Annotated in this window: 13 protein-coding genes; 1 reads left to right on the forward strand and 12 read right to left on the reverse strand. The window is 73.4% G+C overall.

Going from position 1 to position 15,118, the window contains the following annotated elements:
• From ACZ42X_RS10465 to neoA, 12 genes are all read right to left on the reverse strand, one after another.
• Positions 1 to 864: a PIG-L deacetylase family protein gene (locus ACZ42X_RS10465; RefSeq protein ID WP_468286681.1), complete on the reverse strand. Its 864-nt coding sequence runs from the start codon at positions 862 to 864 to the stop codon at positions 1 to 3.
• Entirely contained in the window at positions 857 to 1,909 is a 1,053-nt protein-coding gene (locus ACZ42X_RS10470; RefSeq protein WP_468286684.1) for a glycosyltransferase family protein, read from the reverse strand. Before ACZ42X_RS10470 ends, ACZ42X_RS10465 begins: the two co-directional genes overlap by 8 nt.
• Entirely contained in the window at positions 1,902 to 2,153 is a 252-nt protein-coding gene (locus ACZ42X_RS10475) for a DUF6137 domain-containing protein (RefSeq protein WP_468286686.1), read from the reverse strand. Before ACZ42X_RS10475 ends, ACZ42X_RS10470 begins: the two co-directional genes overlap by 8 nt.
• Positions 2,150 to 2,827: a histidine phosphatase family protein gene (locus ACZ42X_RS10480; protein ID WP_468286689.1), complete on the reverse strand. Its 678-nt coding sequence runs from the start codon at positions 2,825 to 2,827 to the stop codon at positions 2,150 to 2,152. The genes ACZ42X_RS10475 and ACZ42X_RS10480 overlap by 4 nt, the downstream gene beginning before the upstream one ends.
• Entirely contained in the window at positions 2,824 to 3,723 is a 900-nt protein-coding gene (locus tag ACZ42X_RS10485; RefSeq protein ID WP_361426288.1) for a radical SAM family protein, read from the reverse strand. The genes ACZ42X_RS10480 and ACZ42X_RS10485 overlap by 4 nt, the downstream gene beginning before the upstream one ends.
• 61 nt (positions 3,724 to 3,784) lie before the next feature.
• Positions 3,785 to 5,410, reverse strand: a complete 1,626-nt coding sequence (locus ACZ42X_RS10490) for a GMC family oxidoreductase (protein WP_468286693.1) — start codon at positions 5,408 to 5,410, stop codon at positions 3,785 to 3,787.
• Positions 5,411 to 5,551: 141 nt separating this feature from the next.
• The gene (locus ACZ42X_RS10495; protein ID WP_468286696.1) at positions 5,552 to 7,336 is read right to left on the reverse strand and encodes an ABC transporter ATP-binding protein; all 1,785 of its coding nucleotides are present in this window, start codon (positions 7,334 to 7,336) and stop codon (positions 5,552 to 5,554) included.
• Entirely contained in the window at positions 7,333 to 9,198 is a 1,866-nt protein-coding gene (locus ACZ42X_RS10500) for an ABC transporter ATP-binding protein (protein ID WP_468286698.1), read from the reverse strand. Before ACZ42X_RS10500 ends, ACZ42X_RS10495 begins: the two co-directional genes overlap by 4 nt.
• Complete coding sequence (locus ACZ42X_RS10505) at positions 9,195 to 10,460, reverse strand: glycosyltransferase family 4 protein (protein WP_468286701.1); 1,266 nt, start codon at positions 10,458 to 10,460, stop codon at positions 9,195 to 9,197. Before ACZ42X_RS10505 ends, ACZ42X_RS10500 begins: the two co-directional genes overlap by 4 nt.
• Positions 10,461 to 10,551: 91 nt before the next feature.
• On the reverse strand, positions 10,552 to 11,739 hold the full coding sequence (locus tag ACZ42X_RS10510) for a 2-deoxy-scyllo-inosose synthase (RefSeq protein WP_468286704.1): 1,188 nt from the start codon (positions 11,737 to 11,739) through the stop codon (positions 10,552 to 10,554).
• Between the two features lie 107 nt (positions 11,740 to 11,846).
• Positions 11,847 to 13,121, reverse strand: a complete 1,275-nt coding sequence (locus tag ACZ42X_RS10515) for a DegT/DnrJ/EryC1/StrS aminotransferase family protein (RefSeq protein WP_468286707.1) — start codon at positions 13,119 to 13,121, stop codon at positions 11,847 to 11,849.
• An 82-nt stretch (positions 13,122 to 13,203) separates the two neighbouring features.
• The gene (gene neoA / locus ACZ42X_RS10520) at positions 13,204 to 14,226 is read right to left on the reverse strand and encodes a 2-deoxy-scyllo-inosamine dehydrogenase (RefSeq protein WP_468286710.1); all 1,023 of its coding nucleotides are present in this window, start codon (positions 14,224 to 14,226) and stop codon (positions 13,204 to 13,206) included.
• Between the two features lie 205 nt (positions 14,227 to 14,431).
• Here neoA and ACZ42X_RS10525 point away from each other — a divergent pair, with 205 nt between their 5' ends.
• The gene (locus ACZ42X_RS10525; protein ID WP_468286712.1) at positions 14,432 to 14,932 is read left to right on the forward strand and encodes a hypothetical protein; all 501 of its coding nucleotides are present in this window, start codon (positions 14,432 to 14,434) and stop codon (positions 14,930 to 14,932) included.
• Positions 14,933 to 15,118 lie beyond the last annotated feature (186 nt).

The raw sequence follows: 15,118 nt of genomic DNA on the forward strand, positions 1-15,118 counted from the left end.
TCACCGGGCCCTCGCCGGGGCGGCCATCCAGACCCGCTCGGTGTGCGGCGCGATCCGGCCGCCCGCCGTGGGGCCCGGGCCGCCCGCCGTGGAGCCCGGGCCGGTCCCGTCGGGCCGGGAGCGCGTGCCCGCGAGGCCGCGCCGCGCGTGCCGCAGCGTCTCGCGTACGCACTCGTCGTCCGTCTGGCTGCCGTACACGTACATGCCGCGCACCTTCTGCTCCACGACACCCGAGATGTCGACGTCCGCGAAGGGCACCAGACCGCGCTCGTGCCGCAGCGTCCGATCGACGTCCGCGAGGTCGTGCTGGCCCGCGTAGGGCAGGTCCTCGTAGAACAGGACCAGCGGCCCGCCGTCCGCCACCGCGCCACGCACCGCGCCGTGCACCAGGAGGTGGTCGACGTGCCCGCCGACCGCGGCCGGGGCCAGCACGGTGTCGGCGCCCGACGTGCGCACCGCGTCGGCGACGGCCGCCTCCACCGCGCCGCGCACCCCGTCCGCCTCGGCCGGTGACGACACCTCGGTCTCGTCGTCGTAGCCGCGCAGACCGGCGTCGTCGAAGCCGAGCGGCCGGTAGTCCGCCAGGCCGCGCAGCCGGCAGTAGCGCAGCTCCTCCTCGCGGCGCCGCTCACTGATCACGCGCGTCCCGGCCCGCCGCAGCCGCTTCGGCAGCGCCCACGCGGACCGTGTGAACACCGTCAGGAGCGTCGCGTGGGCGGGGCGGCCCACCGCGGCCAGGAGCCCACCGCACGAGTACGCCACGTCGTCCGGGTGCGGCGAGACGAGCAGCGTCCGCCCCTGCCGCAGCCGCTCCGTCACGGCCCGGCCGGGCTCCTCGGGCAGGTCCCACGTGGGCTCACCCATCGTGGTCCTCCTCCTGCCCGGCCCGCTCCCCGCGGATGACCCCGGCGTACCGGGCGGCCACCTCACGCCAGCCGGTCGTCGGGCGCGGCTTCGGCCCGGGCCTCCGCCCGCCCGCCAGGACGCGGTCCAGCAGGCCGTCCAGCGTCGGGGCGCGCAGCGACGCGAACCGGGGCAGGTTGCCGCCCTCGCCGAGGGTCGCCACCGGCACGCCCAGCTGGACGGCCTCCGCCGCCGCGAAGTTGAAGGTCTCGTGGAACACCGACGGCAGCAGGAACAGCGCCGCACCGCCGAAGACCCGCTCCCAGTCGGTCCGGATGTCGTAGGCGTCCAGCACCTCGATCGGCCGGCCCGCGCCCTGGTGGGCGCGCACCAGCTCGCGGGCCTCCCGGCCCCGGCGCGACCAGGTGGCGAAGATGACCCGCAGCGGCACCCCGGCTCCGGTGAGCCGGCGCAGGCAGCGGTCCGCGTCCGCCGTGTCGATCTTGCCGAGCTGGAGCACCACGGGCCCCGACGGGTCGTACAGGTCCTTCGCCGGCACGTGGTCGGCGGCCCAGGGGATCACCGACCGGTGCGGGAAGCAGCGCGTCCAGGGCAGCTCCCGCAGGAACACCTCGCGCATCGGCCCGTCGGGGTGCGCGCCCCGCGCCGGGCACCCGTCCGCGACCGGCGCCCCCGGCACCGCGGGGGCCGCCGCGTGCACCGGACACGGCGGAGGCTCCGACAGGTCGGCCGACAGGCGGCTGACGTCGTGCCAGATCCGTACGGTGCGGGCGTGCAGCTCCGGCAGCCGCCGCCACGCCGCCCCCTCGAACAGCTCGCTCTCCACCAGGGGGAAGACCGCGTCCACCCGGTCGTGCTCCACGCGCGCGGCCAGCGCCTCCAGGTCGGCGCCCTCCGACGCGCGGTAGAAGTCCGCCTCGACCCCCGCCTCGCGCAGCGACCGCACCAGATGCCACAGGGCGGTCTCCACGCCGCCCCACGACGGTGAGTCGAAGCCCTCGTCGTAGATCTCGAACAGGGCCCGCCCGGCGGGCGCCTCAGCCATGGCGCACCTCCGACGGGCGGCCCGGGGCGGTCGCCGCCGTCACCCGCTCCACCAGGTCGTGCACCACGAACCGGCGCGTCGGCTGCGACCGCATCCACAGCGTGCAGTCGAAGTAGCCCTCCAGCCGGTTGAGGATGTTGACGAACTCGCGGTCGTCCACATCCACGAACCCCTGGGCGACGATGTCCCCGGCGTCGTCGCCGGTCTCGTCACTGAGGCACTTCAGGACGAGCATGCGGGTCATGCCGTCCTGGCCAGGTGCGTCTTGCTGTTCGCCACCACCAGGGAAGCGCATCCGTCCTCCGTTCTGTCCACGATGAACACACCGGTGTTGCTGATCTTGAAGCGGGTGCGGTGCAGCAGGGTGTCGTCCAGCCCCAGCAGCTCGAAGAGCACGGCCTGCAGCGTCTCGGAGTGCGACACGAGCACCCACCGTGCGCCGTCCCCGCCGACCGGACAGCGGGCGTCCAGGAACTCCCGTACGCGCCGCCGCTGCGCCACCCAGCTCTCCACGCCCGACACCTCGGCCGCCGGGCGCCGCAGCCGGTCCTCCAGCACGGCGTCCCACTCCCGGACCGTCAGGGCCCGGGGGAAGACCTCCGGCGCCCGCAGCTCCGCCAGCCGGCCGTCCGCCACCACGGGTACGCCCAGGGCGGCGCCCAGCACCTCCGCGGTGCGGGCGGCCCGCCGCTGCGGGCTGGAGTACAGCAGCACCGGCGGCCCGGGCGCCGGACCGGGACCCGGCGGGCGGACCGCCGGGTCCCGGGGGAGGTGGTCGGCGAGGGCACGGGCCTGCCGTTCACCGAGCGGCGTGAGTCCGGCATGCGGGTCGAAGCCCGGCAGGACGTCGTCGTCGCGCAGCACGTTCAGGCTCGCCTCGGCGTGCCGGACCAGCAGGAACCGCTGGACCGCCGTCATACGATCGGCAGCGGGATCCGGCCCTGCGGGACGCGCATCCGCTCGCGCGAGTTGTTGAACTCCTGGTTGGCGATGCAGGTGCCGCACGGCCAGTCGTCGAACTCCCGGATCGGGCCGAAGCCGTGCACCAGGTGCTTCGGCACCGAGTAGCAGTCGCACTTGACCATCCGGATCTCGTCGCCGGAGACCTGGTAGTTGTAGCCGTTGGTGATCTGGTCGCAGACGGCGTCGCGCTTGCCGGTCTCGAAGATGTGGTTCCAGCGGCGGAAGTACTCCGGCGGCGCCAGGAAGTCCGCCGGGTGCAGGTCCTGGTAGCGCAGGTTCACCGTGAGCGGCTGCCCCTTGAACGCCAGCAGCGGCATGAAGTGCAGCAGGCCCTGGTACCCACGGGACTTCAGCAGGTCGATGTACTCGTTGACCTCCTCGACCGACTGGCCCCAGTACACGGTCTGGAGCTCCGCCTTCAGCTCGACGGCGGCGTCGAGGATGCGGTCGATCTGCTCCTGCTTCAGGCCGCGCTTGGAGTTCATCGCCTCGGTGTGCCCGTCGACGGAGAACACCCACAGCAGGTCGGGGCGGCCCTCCAGGGCCCTGGGGAGTTTGGTGCCGTTGCTCAGCACCTCGATGCGGTAGCCCTCGGCGGCCCGCTTCTGGAGGTGGTCGACGATCTTCGGGTAGAGGGTGATCTCGCCGTCGGACTCCACCCGGAACAGCGCCGCGTCCGGCTCGTACTCGGCGAAGATCCGGTCCAGCGAGCGGATGGTGGCGGGCTGGTCCACCTTGGTCTTCTTGATCTCGCAGTAGGTGCACCGGATGTTGCAGGCGCCGTCCACGACGATGTTGCGGTAGGCACGGACCTGCCGCACCGGCGGCGGCCACGCGATGTCGGATGCCATGGCGGTTCTCCTTGTTGGGGGTCGGGATGGTGCGGTGGGGTGCGGTGCGCGGCGCCGGGACTCAGACGTGCACGGCGTGGCGCGACACGAGGTCGCCGGCCACCGCCTTGGCGCTGCGCAGCGCGTGGGCCTGGATGGTGAGGGTGGGGTTGAGGCCACCCGGGTACGGCATGAAGCTGCCGTCGGCGACGTACACGTTGGGCGCCGAGTGGACGCGGCCCCAGCCGTCCACCACCGACGTGGCCGGGTCGTCGCCGGCCCGGCACGTGCCGTGCAGGTGGCAGCTGCCCTGCGCGAAGCCGCTCTCCTCGTGCTGGATGCCGGTCGCGCCCGCCTGCCGCAGCAGCCGCTCGCACATGTCGGTCATGTACGCGAGGCGGCGCAGGTCGCGCGGGTCGGCCGTGTAGTCGATGACGACGGCCGGTACGCCGTCCTCGTCGACGTGGGGGGACAACCGCACCCGGTTGTCCAGGTTCGGGTGGTCGGCGAGGATCGTCTCGATGCGCAGCTCCAGCGCGTCGTGCCGGATGCGCTCGGGCATGTCGTTCTTCGACTCGTAGATCATTCCGCCGACGCCCGTGGGGCAGTCCGCGTCCAGGTAGTGGTCGAGGAACGCGATCGTGGAGAACGGGCCGGAGTGGGCGCGCCAGTCGGCGAGCGTCGTCGCGTCCGGGGCCTCGACCACACCGCTCACGTACTCGCTGAGCTTCATCGTCAGCCCGCGGCCCACCAGGCCGGAGTGGTTCCCCACCCCCTCCGGGGCGTGCCCGCCGCGGGACCGCAGCAGCAGCGCGGCGCTCTGGATCGCGTTGCACGCGACGACGAACGACCGGGCGCGGATCCGGTGCGTGGTGCGGCTCAGCCGGTCCAGGCAGGTCACCGACGTGACCGCGTCCGGGCGGTCCTGGTCCAGACGCAGCGCCCGCATCCCGGTGCGCAAGCTGAAGTTCGGGTGGCCGGCGAGCGGCGTGAGGAACACCGCGACGGCGTCCCCCTTGGCGCCCGTGGAGCACTGGTGGCTCACGCACAGCGAGTCCCGGGCGCACGCCGAACGTCCGCCGTGGGCGTGCCGGTTGATGGCCAGCGGGGTGGGGAAGGGCTCGTAGCCGAGCGCGGTGCCCGCCTCGTACAGCACCTCGGCCGCGGCCGTCGGCGGATGCGCGGGGCCACGGCTGCCCTCCCCCTCCTGGCCGCCGCACACCCCGAGCCGCCGCTCCAGCACGTCGTAGTACGGGGCGAGTTCGGCGAGTCCGTACGGCCAGCGCACATCGAGGTCACCGGCGTCGATCAGCTCGCTCGGGTCGAAGTCGAACGGCTGGTAGCGCCAGGAGGCGCCGCCGTAGAAGACCGTGCCGCCGCCCAGGTTGGACGTCGTCCACGGCCAGCCCTCGTCGGTCCAGCCGCCGTCGCCGTCGCGGGCCAGCGCCGTGCGGCACATGTCGTCCAGCTCGGGGTTGCCGAGGCCGGGGGAGAGCCGGAAGCCCTCCTCGATCATCAGGACGTCCAGCCCCTGCCGGACGAGCCGGTCGGCGGCCACCGACCCGCTGGCGCCGCTGCCGATCACGACGACGTCCCAGATCCGGTCGTCGTCCCGGGAATCCCACCCGTCGCGGTGCGCGGGTCCCAGCGGCTCGGGGTGCCATGCGTGCCGGGCGTCCGAGGGCAGGGTGCCCCGAAGGCGCTTCATCGTGTGCCTTTCGTCGAAGGTGAAGTGACTGTGTGGGGGGAGGGCGAGGGCAGAGGGGGTGGGAAGAGCGGTGCGCGCGCCTCAGGGGGATCGGTGCGCGCACCGCCCGGGCCGCTCACGACCGGGGGTACGTGTCCGGCGTCACGCCGTCGTGGCGGCCAGCCATCCCTGCTGCATGTCGGCGAACCGTCCGCCCGTCTCCAGCAGCCGCGCCGGTGGCCCGTCCTCCACCACCGCCCCGTCCTCAATGACCAGGACGCGGTCGGCGACGGCGACCGTGGACAGCCGGTGCGCGATGATCACCGCGGTGCGACCCGCGAGGACCCGGGTCAACGCCTCGTGCACGGCCCGCTCCGACGCGGTGTCCATGCTGGACGTCGCCTCGTCGAGGATCAGCACGCGGGGCGAGGCCAGCATCACCCGCGCCATGGCGATCAGCTGCCGCTGGCCGGCCGACAGGCCCGTGCCCCGCTTGTGCACGTCGGTGTCGTAGCCGTCGGGCAGCGCGCCGATGAAGCCGTGCGCGCCCACCGCCTCCGCCGCGGCGCGGATCTCGGCCCGCGACGCGTCCGGCCGGCCCAGCGCGATGTTCTCGGCCACCGACCCGGAGAACAGGAACGACTCCTGGGTGATCATCGAGACGGCGCCGCGCAGTTCGGCGTCGGCCAGCTCCCGCAGGTCTACCCCGTCCAGCGTGACCCGCCCGGCGGTGGGGTCGTAGAGCCGGGCCACCAGCTTGGCGATGGTGGACTTCCCGGCGCCGGTCGTGCCCACCAGGGCGACCGTACGGCCCGGTTCGAGCGCCAGGTCGACACCCGACAGGACGGGCCTGCCCTCCCGGCCGTAACGGAAGTGGACGCCCTCGAACCGCACGGCGCCCCGGCCGCCCGGCGGGGCGGAGGGCAGTGCCGCCGGCCGCTCCGGCTCGGCCACCGCCGGATGGCGCACGAACAGCGCGCCGATCTTCTCCAGACCGGCCGAGGCCGCCGAGAACGCGTTGGCGAAGCTCGCGAGCTCGTCGATCGGGTCGTACAGCCGGTGCACGTACAGCAGGAACGCCGTGAGCGTGCCCAGGGCCAGGTGGCCCTGGTCGATGCGGAGCACCCCCAGGGTCAGCAGCCCCACCAGCGACAGGTTGCCGATGAGCTTCACGCCGCCGCTGAACATGGCGCTCACCCAGCCGGCCTCCGCCCGCGCCACCGCGTACCCGGCGTCCAGCCCGCGCAGCCGCTCCGCGTTGGCCTCCTCGCGGCGGAACGCCTGCACGGCCCTGATGCCGTTGTACGCCTCCACCGTGTGCTGCACGACGCCCTCCACGGCCGTCCGGGTGCGGCGGTAGGCGCGCCGCGACCGGTGCCGGAACCAGCGCGTCAGCGCGTACAGCGGGACGAACAGCGCGATGACCACCGCGGCCATCGGCTGGTCCAGCCAGAGCATCACGGTGAGGATGCCGACCATCGAGAACAGCGCGGAGAACAGCCCGTCCAGGCCCATCTCCAGCATCTCCTCGACCGACTCCACGTCACTGGACAGCCGGGCGACGACCCGGCCCGACGGGTACGACTCGTGGAACGCCAGCGGCTGGCCCATCACATGGGTGAAGGCCCGGTGCCGCAGCTCGAACAGCAGGTCCTGGGCGATCCGCCCGGAGTAGCGCAGGAAGCAGTACTTGAGCGTCGCCGTGGTCAGCCCGGCGGCGAGCGCGGCGGCCGTGAAGCCGATCAGCGGCGTCCACCGTCCGTCCGCCGCCGCGGGCACGCCGCGGTCGATGGCCGCGGCGATCAGCAGCGGCGGGACCAGCCCGCACACGTTCTCCACCAGGGCCAGCGCCGTGGCGGCCGCCAGCCGCCGCCGCTTCGGCCACAGCAACATCCGCAGCAGGGCGTTCCGCTGGGCCCGGGACCGCGCCTCCTCGGAGCCGCTCACCTCGTCCGCCCCCTTCCCGCCATGCCGTTCTCCACCTCACCCTTCTCCGCCGGGTCCGACGTCACGTCCGGCGCCGGGACCCATGCGGGTCCGCCCACCGTGGGCAGCGACGGCCGGACCAGCAGCCGGTACTCCGGCTCCCGGGCCATCAGTTCCTCGTGGGTGCCCGTCGCGGCGACCCGCCCGTCCGAGAGGAACACCACCTGGTCGGCCAGGCGCAGCGTGCCCGGCCGGTGTGCGGCGACGACCGTGGTGACCCCGCCGAGCACCCCGCGCAGGGCGGCCTCGACCTCCCGCTCGGTCCGTACGTCCAGGGCCGACAGCGCGTCGTCGAGCACCAGCACCGACGGTCCGGGCAGGATCGCCCGTGCCAGCGCCAGCCGCTGCCGCTGGCCGCCGGACAGGCCGAGGCCCTCCTCGCCGATCACCGTGGACAGCTTCTCGGGCAGCGCCGAGACGAATCCGTCCGCGCGCACGGTGCGCAGCGCGTCCCACACCGCCGCGTCCGCCTGTTCCCCCTGCTCGGCGTCCCCGCCCTGTCCGGCGTCCGCGCCGTCCGTACCGAGCGTGACGTTGGCCCGCACCGTGCCGGAGAACAGCACCGGGTCGTCGAACGCGCTGCACACCGCCGACCGCAGGTCGGCCAGGGCCAGTTCGCGCAGGTCCACGCCGTCCAGCGTGATCCGCCCCGACGTCGGGTCGTCCAGCCGGGACAGCAGCGACAGCAGCGTGCTCTTGCCGGAGCCCGTCGCCCCGACCACGGCCACCACGGTGCCCGCCCGGATCGTCAGGTCGACACCGCGCAGCGCCGCCGCGCGGCCACCCGGGTGCGCGTAGTGCACGTCCTCCAGGCGTATCTCGCCGCGTACCGGTGAGGGCAGGGGGCGCGGCCGCTCCGGGTCGGTCACCGTCACCGGCTCGTCCCGCACCTGCCAGTACCGGTCGGCCGCGGCGGCCGCCGTCGACGCGTCGGCCGTCAGCCAGCCCAGCGTGTCCGCCGGCCAGCGCAGATAGGTGGCCACCGTCACGGCCGCCATCAGCGTGCCGAGGGACAGCGCGCCGGTGGCGACGCTGTGGCCGCCGTAGCCGATCATCGCCACGATCGCCAGGTCCGGCAGCGCCGTGATGATCCACCACAGTGCCGCCGTGTACGAGAGCTTCCGCAGCTCCAGACCGCGCAGCCGACGGGCCTGCCCGGTGAACCGGCGCACCGTCTCCGGCCCGCGCCCGAACACCTTCAGCACCCGCACGCCGAGCACCGACTCCTCCACGGTGGTGGACAGGTCGCCGCTCACCTCCTGCGCGGCCCGGGCCACCACCCGGAACCGCTGCTCGAACACCGTCGTGGCCACCACCATCGGCGCGTACGCCAGGAACACGATCAGTGCGAGCACCGGCGCCAGCCACGCCAGGACGACCAGCCCGACGACGAGCGCCGCGACGTTCACCGCCAGGTACACGGCCGAGAACGAGATGAACCGGCCGATCTCCGTCACGTCCGACACGGTCCTCGACAGCAGCTGACCGGACTGCCAGCGGGCGTGGAACGACAGCGGAAGCCGCTGGATGTGCGATGCCACGTCCGCCCGCATCGCCGTCTCCAGCCGGGTCGCCGGGCGCACCACGAGCAGCCGCCGGGCGCCCAGCAGGACCGCCTCGACGACGCCGAGCAGGGCGAACCCGCCGATGAACCACGGCAGGGCGGCGAAGTCCCGCTCCGCGACCGGACCGTCCACCAGCTGCTGGAGCACCAGCGGCATGGCCAGGCCGGCGAGCATCGACCCGAGGGCCGCGCCGCACGCCCCCGCCATCAGCCAGCGGTGCGGCCGCAGGTAGGGGGCACAGCGCCGCAGCGACGTCATGGCCTCCACCCGGCACCTCCCGCGGACGTCCGGCCGAGGGCCCGCCGGTAGTGCTCCAACGCCAGCTCGACGGTGTCCTCGCCGTACCGGGACAGCAGGTCCGGGACCGCCTTCGCCACCGACGTGCGGTGCCGGTCCGCGTCCGCGACCGCGTCGCCGGCGGCGCGGGCCAGCGCCGCCACGTCGCCGCGCGGGACGAGCAGCGCGGGCGTGACCGAGCCGACCGTGTCCCGCAGGCCACCGACGGCGTAGCCCGCCACCGGCGTTCCGCACACCATGGCCTCCAGGGCGCTGCCGCCCAGCTCCTCGTGCGCGGACGGCATGACGAGGACGTCGAGCGCCGTCATCACGGACGGCACGACGTCGTGCGGCAGGAACCCGGTGAACACGAATCGGTCCGTGAGCCCCGCCTCCTCGACGGCCTCCCGCATCCGCTCCCGCTGCGGCCCGTCGCCCACCACGAGGAACACCGCTCCGGGCGCGCCCGAGTCGGCGTCCCACCGCTCCGCCATGGAGACGAAGTCCCGCCACCCCTTCTCGTGCGCGACCCGGCCGACGAAGCCGACCACCGGCCGTCCGGCGGGCACGCCGAGCGACCGCACGTACTCCTCGGCCCTCGGCCGCGTCACCGGCCGTACGTCGCCGACCGAGTCGGGCAGCACGTCGACCAGGTCGCGGTCGAGCGGCAGCGCCCGCGCCACCGTGTCCGCGGTGCGCTCCGTGAGCGTCGACACCCGGCGGGCGTGCCGCAGCGCGTACCGCTCGGCGGCGTTCACCAGCCGGTGCTGGAGCCGGTCGACGCGGGACATCGGCTCGTACACGGCCAGCCGCGAGCAGTGCAGCGTGACGCTGTACGGCGCGCCGAGGATGCGCGACACGAGCGGCCCGGCGAGCAGCGCCCACAGCTGGCCGTCCGCGTGGACGTGCACCAGGTCGGGCTTCCAGCTGCGGCGCAGCCGCACGCAGGACGCCAGGACCGCGGCGAGCCACGCCTGGTTCAGCCCGACGAGTCCGGTCAGTTCCGAGCGCAGCCGGGGCAGCGGCGCCCGGGTCACCCGGACCCTGAGCCCGGGCCGGTCGACCCGCTCCCGGGGCAGGCCCGGAAAGCCGACGGTCATGACGAGCTGCTCCACGCCGCGGTCGGCCAGTTCCCGCGAGAGGCGGAGGATCTGCACCTGCATGCCCCCGACGGCGTCGAACTCCGCGGGCCAGGCGGTGACGCAGTCGTGGTGGAAGAAGGGGGTGAGCCGCAGCACACGCACGAAGAACTCCACGGAAGAGGACGGCGGTTGGCGAAGAGTGGGTGGCCGTACCGGTACAGGACGGTGCGGGCCGCCCCGGCCGAGGCCGGGGTTACGGAAGGTGACCGGCCGCCGGAGGGCCCGCGTACGCCGCCGCCGGCTCGGCGGTCCCGCCGCGGGCCGGGCCGCGGGCGGCCGACTCGTCGACGACCTCCTCCAGCAGCGCGAGGGGTACGGGCACGAGCGGCATGACGCCCGTGTGGAGCACCTGGCCCGGCGCGGACAGCAGCACCATCGGGGTGTGCCCGGGCGCGTTGTCGAGGTAGCCGCGCTTGTTGTCGTACGCCAGCCAGTTCTTGACCAGCGCGGTGTCGACGTGGTCCGGCACCGCCGGCTCCACCCCGGCGGCGGCGACGAGTTCGCGGTGCAGGGCGACGAGGTCCGCGTCGGCGTGGCCGAGGCGGCGGGAGACCTCGGCCGCGATGGTCATGCCGATGGCGACACCCGCGCCGTGGGCGACTTCGCCGCGGGAGGCGTGCTCGATGGCGTGCCCGGCGGTGTGGCCGTACTCCAGGACGAGGCCGGAACCCCGCTCGTGCTTGTCGTTCCGGGTGACGTCGGCCTTGGCGGCCAGGCTCTCGGAGATGATCCAGCGCAGCGTGTCGTCGTCGTAGCGGGTGTCGGGCCGCAGCGCGCCGGCGAGCCGGTCGAGCATGGACGGCCGGATGGCCAGGGCGTTCTTCACCACCTCGCCCATCCCGGACCGGATCTCGCGGGGCGGCAGCGTGCGCAGCATCGCGGTGTCCGCCAGCACCTCGACGGGCTGGTAGAAGGTGCCGATCAGGTTCTTGCCGAAGGAGGCGTTGACGGCCTGCTTCAGGGAGAGCACCGAGTCGAGCATGGCGACCACGGTGGTGGGTACGTGGACGAGGCGGATGCCGCGGAACAGCAGCGACGCCAGCAGGCCGGCGATGTTGCCGGTGACGCCACCGCCGAGGGCGACGACGACGGCGCGGCGGTCCGCACCGCGCCCGAGGGCCTGTTCGGCGAGTGCGGCGACGGTGGCGAGGCCCTTGTGGACCTCTCCCACCTCGTGGGTGAGGAGATGGGCCGGGCCGGCCTCCTTGTCGATGCGGGCGGTGAGGTCGAGCCCGTAGAGCTCGGCCACGGTGGTGTCCGCCACCACCAGGTAACTGCTGGCGCCGAGTGCGGCGAGGCGTGCGACGACGTCTTCGGCGCAGTCGGTGCCCAGTCGGTAGGTGAATGACGCGTCTTCCATCGCGATGGGGGTGATCTGCATGATCCTTCCCGATCCTCCGGCGGTTCGCGGGGCTGGGGCTGGGGCTGGGGCTGGGGCTGTTGGTGCGGGTGCGGGTGCGGGTGCGGGCGCGCGGCGCGGTGGCGCGGTCAAGGCGCCAGTTCGGCGCCGTGCCGGAGGACCTTCGCGAAGGCCGCGGCGATGTCGCCCATGTCGTCGGCGTCGCCGAGCAGGGCGGCGTGGTGCAGGGTCACGGTCCGTCGTGCGACGTCCTCGCACACCGGCAGCGCGAACCGCTTGGGGTCGATGCGCTCCTCGTGGTCCAGGCCCAGCGTGTACCGCTTGCGGGTCTGCGGGGCGTACAGCCTGTTGACCGGGATCGGGGCGTAGCAGGGCAGCACGGGGAAGCCGAGTTCGGCGGTGAGCGCGCTGGTCACGCTGGTGAGGGGGACGTCCTCCAGCACGCCCTCGGGCAGCCGGGCGGCGTACGTGTAGTACGTGCGGGAGGTGGTGCCCTCGGAGGTCTCCTGGGGACGCAGGCCGAGGTCGCCGAGGAGGGCGTCGAGCCGGGCGGCGTTGGCGCGGCGCGTCTCGTTCTGCTCGTCGAGGAGCGTGAGCTGCTCGGTGAGGATCGCGGCCTGGAACTCGGACAGGCAGCGGTTGTTGCCCATCAGCTCGCCGGTCTCGACGAGCTCCATGGAGCCCGGGGCGGGCGGGGTGGCGGACAGGACGCGGCCGTCGGCCCGCAGGTGTTCGACGCGGCGGGCGAAGTCCGCGTCACGGGTGATGACCGCGCCGCCCTCGCCGCTGGTGAGCACCTTGCTGTGCTGCATGGAGAACGTGCCGGCGGTGGCGAGCGCGCCGACCTTGACCCCCCGGTAGGTGGCGCCGTGCGCCTGGGCGCAGTCCTCGATGAGGGGCAGCCCGTGGCGTTCGGCGACGCGGGAGAGCGCGTCCATGTCGGCGACGGCCGAGTAGAGGTGGACCACCACGATGGCCCGGGTCCGCTCGGTGATCAGCGCCTCGACGGCCTCGGGGGACATGCACAGCGTGTCGGGGTCGACGTCGCAGAAGACGGGGACGGCGTTGACGCCGAGGACGGTGGAGCCCGAGGCGACCCAGGACAGGCCCGGGACGATCACCTCGTCACCGGCGCCGACCCCGCTGGCCTCCAGGGCCAGCATCAGGCTGGCGGTGCCGCTCGCGGCGGGCACACAGTGGGGTACGCCGTGATACTCGGCGAACGCCCGGGCGAAGCGCCGTTCGTAGGAGGCCGTGCCGCGATAGGGGCCGCTGATCGACCACCGGCCCGATCCGAGGACGTCCGCCACCGCGTCGTGGACTCCGGGGGCGGGCTGCGGCCAGGCGGGCCAGGGACGGGTGCGTAACGCGTCGCCGCCCTTCACTGCCAACCGGGAAACCATGGGACCTTCCTTCCTGAGGGCATGCCGTGGATGTGCGGATGAGGAACGGGAGGGTGAAGCCGTGCCGGGGGCGCGGCGTCGTTCAGGCCTGGAGGTTGAAGTACGAGCGGGTGTTGCCGTCGGCGCGGCGCAGCGCCACGTCGAGCGCCTTGGCGTAGTCGTCGAGCGCGAACTCGTGGCTGAGGAGGGCGTCCACGTCGACGGCGCCGGACGCCAGGACGTCGATGGCCTCTTCGAAGCGGGTGCCCGGGCCCATGGACGCCCGGACGGTGAGCACCTTGAGCACGATGTGGTGCGGGGCCATCACGGCGGCCTCCTCGATGCGGTAGCCGACCAGGCCGACGCGTCCGCCCGGGCGGACGGCCTCGACGGCCTCCTGCACCGCCGTCGGGTAACCGGACGCGTCGAGGACGACGTCGGGCACCGCATCGGGGTTCGCCCGGGTCAGCTCGACCAGCGCGCCCGGTTCGCCGGACACCGCGGCGGGCACGCCCATGGCGAGGGCGGCGGCGCGGCGCTCGGGCACCGGCTCGGCCACCGCGGTGACGGTGCCCCCGCGCAGCCTCACCGCTTGCGCCAGCAGCAGCCCGATGCCGCCGGCGCCCATGACGGCCACCTTCTCGCCCTCGGTGACCCCGAGCCGGTCCACCGCGTTGAGCGCGACCGCCAGCGGTTCGACCTGGCAGGCGGCGCGCAGCGGCAGGCTGTCGGGCAGCGGCCTGAGGTTGGCCACGGGGATGGTCATGTACTCGGCGCAGGCGCCGTCCCGGGTGAACCCCAGTTCCCCGAGGTCCTCGCAGAGCGTCGGCGTGCCGGCCTCGCAGTGCGCGCAGGTGCCGCACGAGCAGGTGAGGTCGCCGACCACGTTGCGGCCGATGAGGTCGGCCCCGCGCGGGCCGTTGACGTCGACGACCGTGCCGCTCCACTCGTGGCCGGGGACGACCGGGTAGGTGAAGCCGTGCCAGACGCCCTTGTAGAAGGAGAGGTCGCTGCCGCAGACGGAGTTGTAGGCGATACGGACGAGGGCCTCGCCGGGGGCCGGATCGGGTATGTCGCGGTGGGTCAGGAGGGCCCGCTCGGGGGCCTCGAACACCAGAGCTTTCATCGTGCCGAACCTCCGGGGTCAGGAGCGCCCGGCGGTCTCCGGGCGGGGTGCTGTTCGCTAAAGCGGATGAAGCTGAGCTTGATCGTACGCTGGCAGGACTTCAACTTGTCAACAGTGGTTGATGGTTGTTTGATGAGCAGGCAAAAGTTGTCCGCTAAAGCGGGCGGGCGTCCGGGAGCGGCCGGAACGGAAGGGAGAGGTGCGCATGGTGGGCAGCAGGTCGGCCCCTGAGCCGTCGGAGCGGCCGCTGCTGCGGAAGTTCGACCAGCGGCTCAACGAGTTGATCGCCGCCCTGTATCCGGACGAGCGCAAACGACCGGGCTACGCCCGGCTGGCCAAGGAGATCCGCGAGACCACGGGCGGTGCCATCTCCGGCACCTATCTCTGGGAGCTGGCCACGGGCAAGAAGCGCAACGTCACGCTGGAGCAACTGGACGTGCTGGCCGAGTTCTTCGGGGTGCCGCCCGAGTACTTCCTCAACGAGGAGACGGCCGAACGCGTCAACTCACAGCTCAAGCTGGCCACCGCGCTGCGCGACTCCCGCGTGCGCAACCTCGCCCTGCGAGCCGAGGGGCTGTCCGCGGAGAGCCTGGACGCCCTGCTCATCATGGTGAAAGAGGCCCGCAGGGTGCAGAACCTCGCATCGGTCGACGACCACGACCACACGGCCGCACCGGACGGCGGAACGTCCGGGAGCACGCCGTAGTCGGGGGACTACGGCACAACGGGGTCAGTAATAGCGGGGGCTACTGAATATGGCCGCTGGCGTCGACGGGGGCGCCATGCATGGGGAGGCTGTCATTTTTTCATCCATCGTTCATCGACCAGCAGACGCCACCGGAGGGCGAAGAAGCGTTTCCCCCTTTTCCGGGACTTCCTTGACGGACGTCTC

The organism is Streptomyces sp. NPDC030862, assembly GCF_055571835.1.

What these genes read in the sequence shown, in the direction of transcription:
- ACZ42X_RS10465 (WP_468286681.1), bottom strand. Translation starts at nt 864, where the DNA reads ATGGGTGAGCCCACGTGGGACCTGCCCGAGGAGCCCGGCCGGGCCGTG.
- neoA (WP_468286710.1), bottom strand. Translation starts at nt 14,226, where the DNA reads ATGAAAGCTCTGGTGTTCGAGGCCCCCGAGCGGGCCCTCCTGACCCAC.
- ACZ42X_RS10475 (WP_468286686.1), bottom strand. Translation starts at nt 2,153, where the DNA reads ATGACCCGCATGCTCGTCCTGAAGTGCCTCAGTGACGAGACCGGCGAC.
- ACZ42X_RS10490 (WP_468286693.1), bottom strand. Translation starts at nt 5,410, where the DNA reads ATGAAGCGCCTTCGGGGCACCCTGCCCTCGGACGCCCGGCACGCATGG.
- ACZ42X_RS10515 (WP_468286707.1), bottom strand. Translation starts at nt 13,121, where the DNA reads ATGGTTTCCCGGTTGGCAGTGAAGGGCGGCGACGCGTTACGCACCCGT.
- ACZ42X_RS10525 (WP_468286712.1), top strand. Translation starts at nt 14,432, where the DNA reads ATGGTGGGCAGCAGGTCGGCCCCTGAGCCGTCGGAGCGGCCGCTGCTG.
- ACZ42X_RS10500 (WP_468286698.1), bottom strand. Translation starts at nt 9,198, where the DNA reads ATGACGTCGCTGCGGCGCTGTGCCCCCTACCTGCGGCCGCACCGCTGG.
- ACZ42X_RS10470 (WP_468286684.1), bottom strand. Translation starts at nt 1,909, where the DNA reads ATGGCTGAGGCGCCCGCCGGGCGGGCCCTGTTCGAGATCTACGACGAG.
- ACZ42X_RS10485 (WP_361426288.1), bottom strand. Translation starts at nt 3,723, where the DNA reads ATGGCATCCGACATCGCGTGGCCGCCGCCGGTGCGGCAGGTCCGTGCC.
- ACZ42X_RS10510 (WP_468286704.1), bottom strand. Translation starts at nt 11,739, where the DNA reads ATGCAGATCACCCCCATCGCGATGGAAGACGCGTCATTCACCTACCGA.
- ACZ42X_RS10480 (WP_468286689.1), bottom strand. Translation starts at nt 2,827, where the DNA reads ATGACGGCGGTCCAGCGGTTCCTGCTGGTCCGGCACGCCGAGGCGAGC.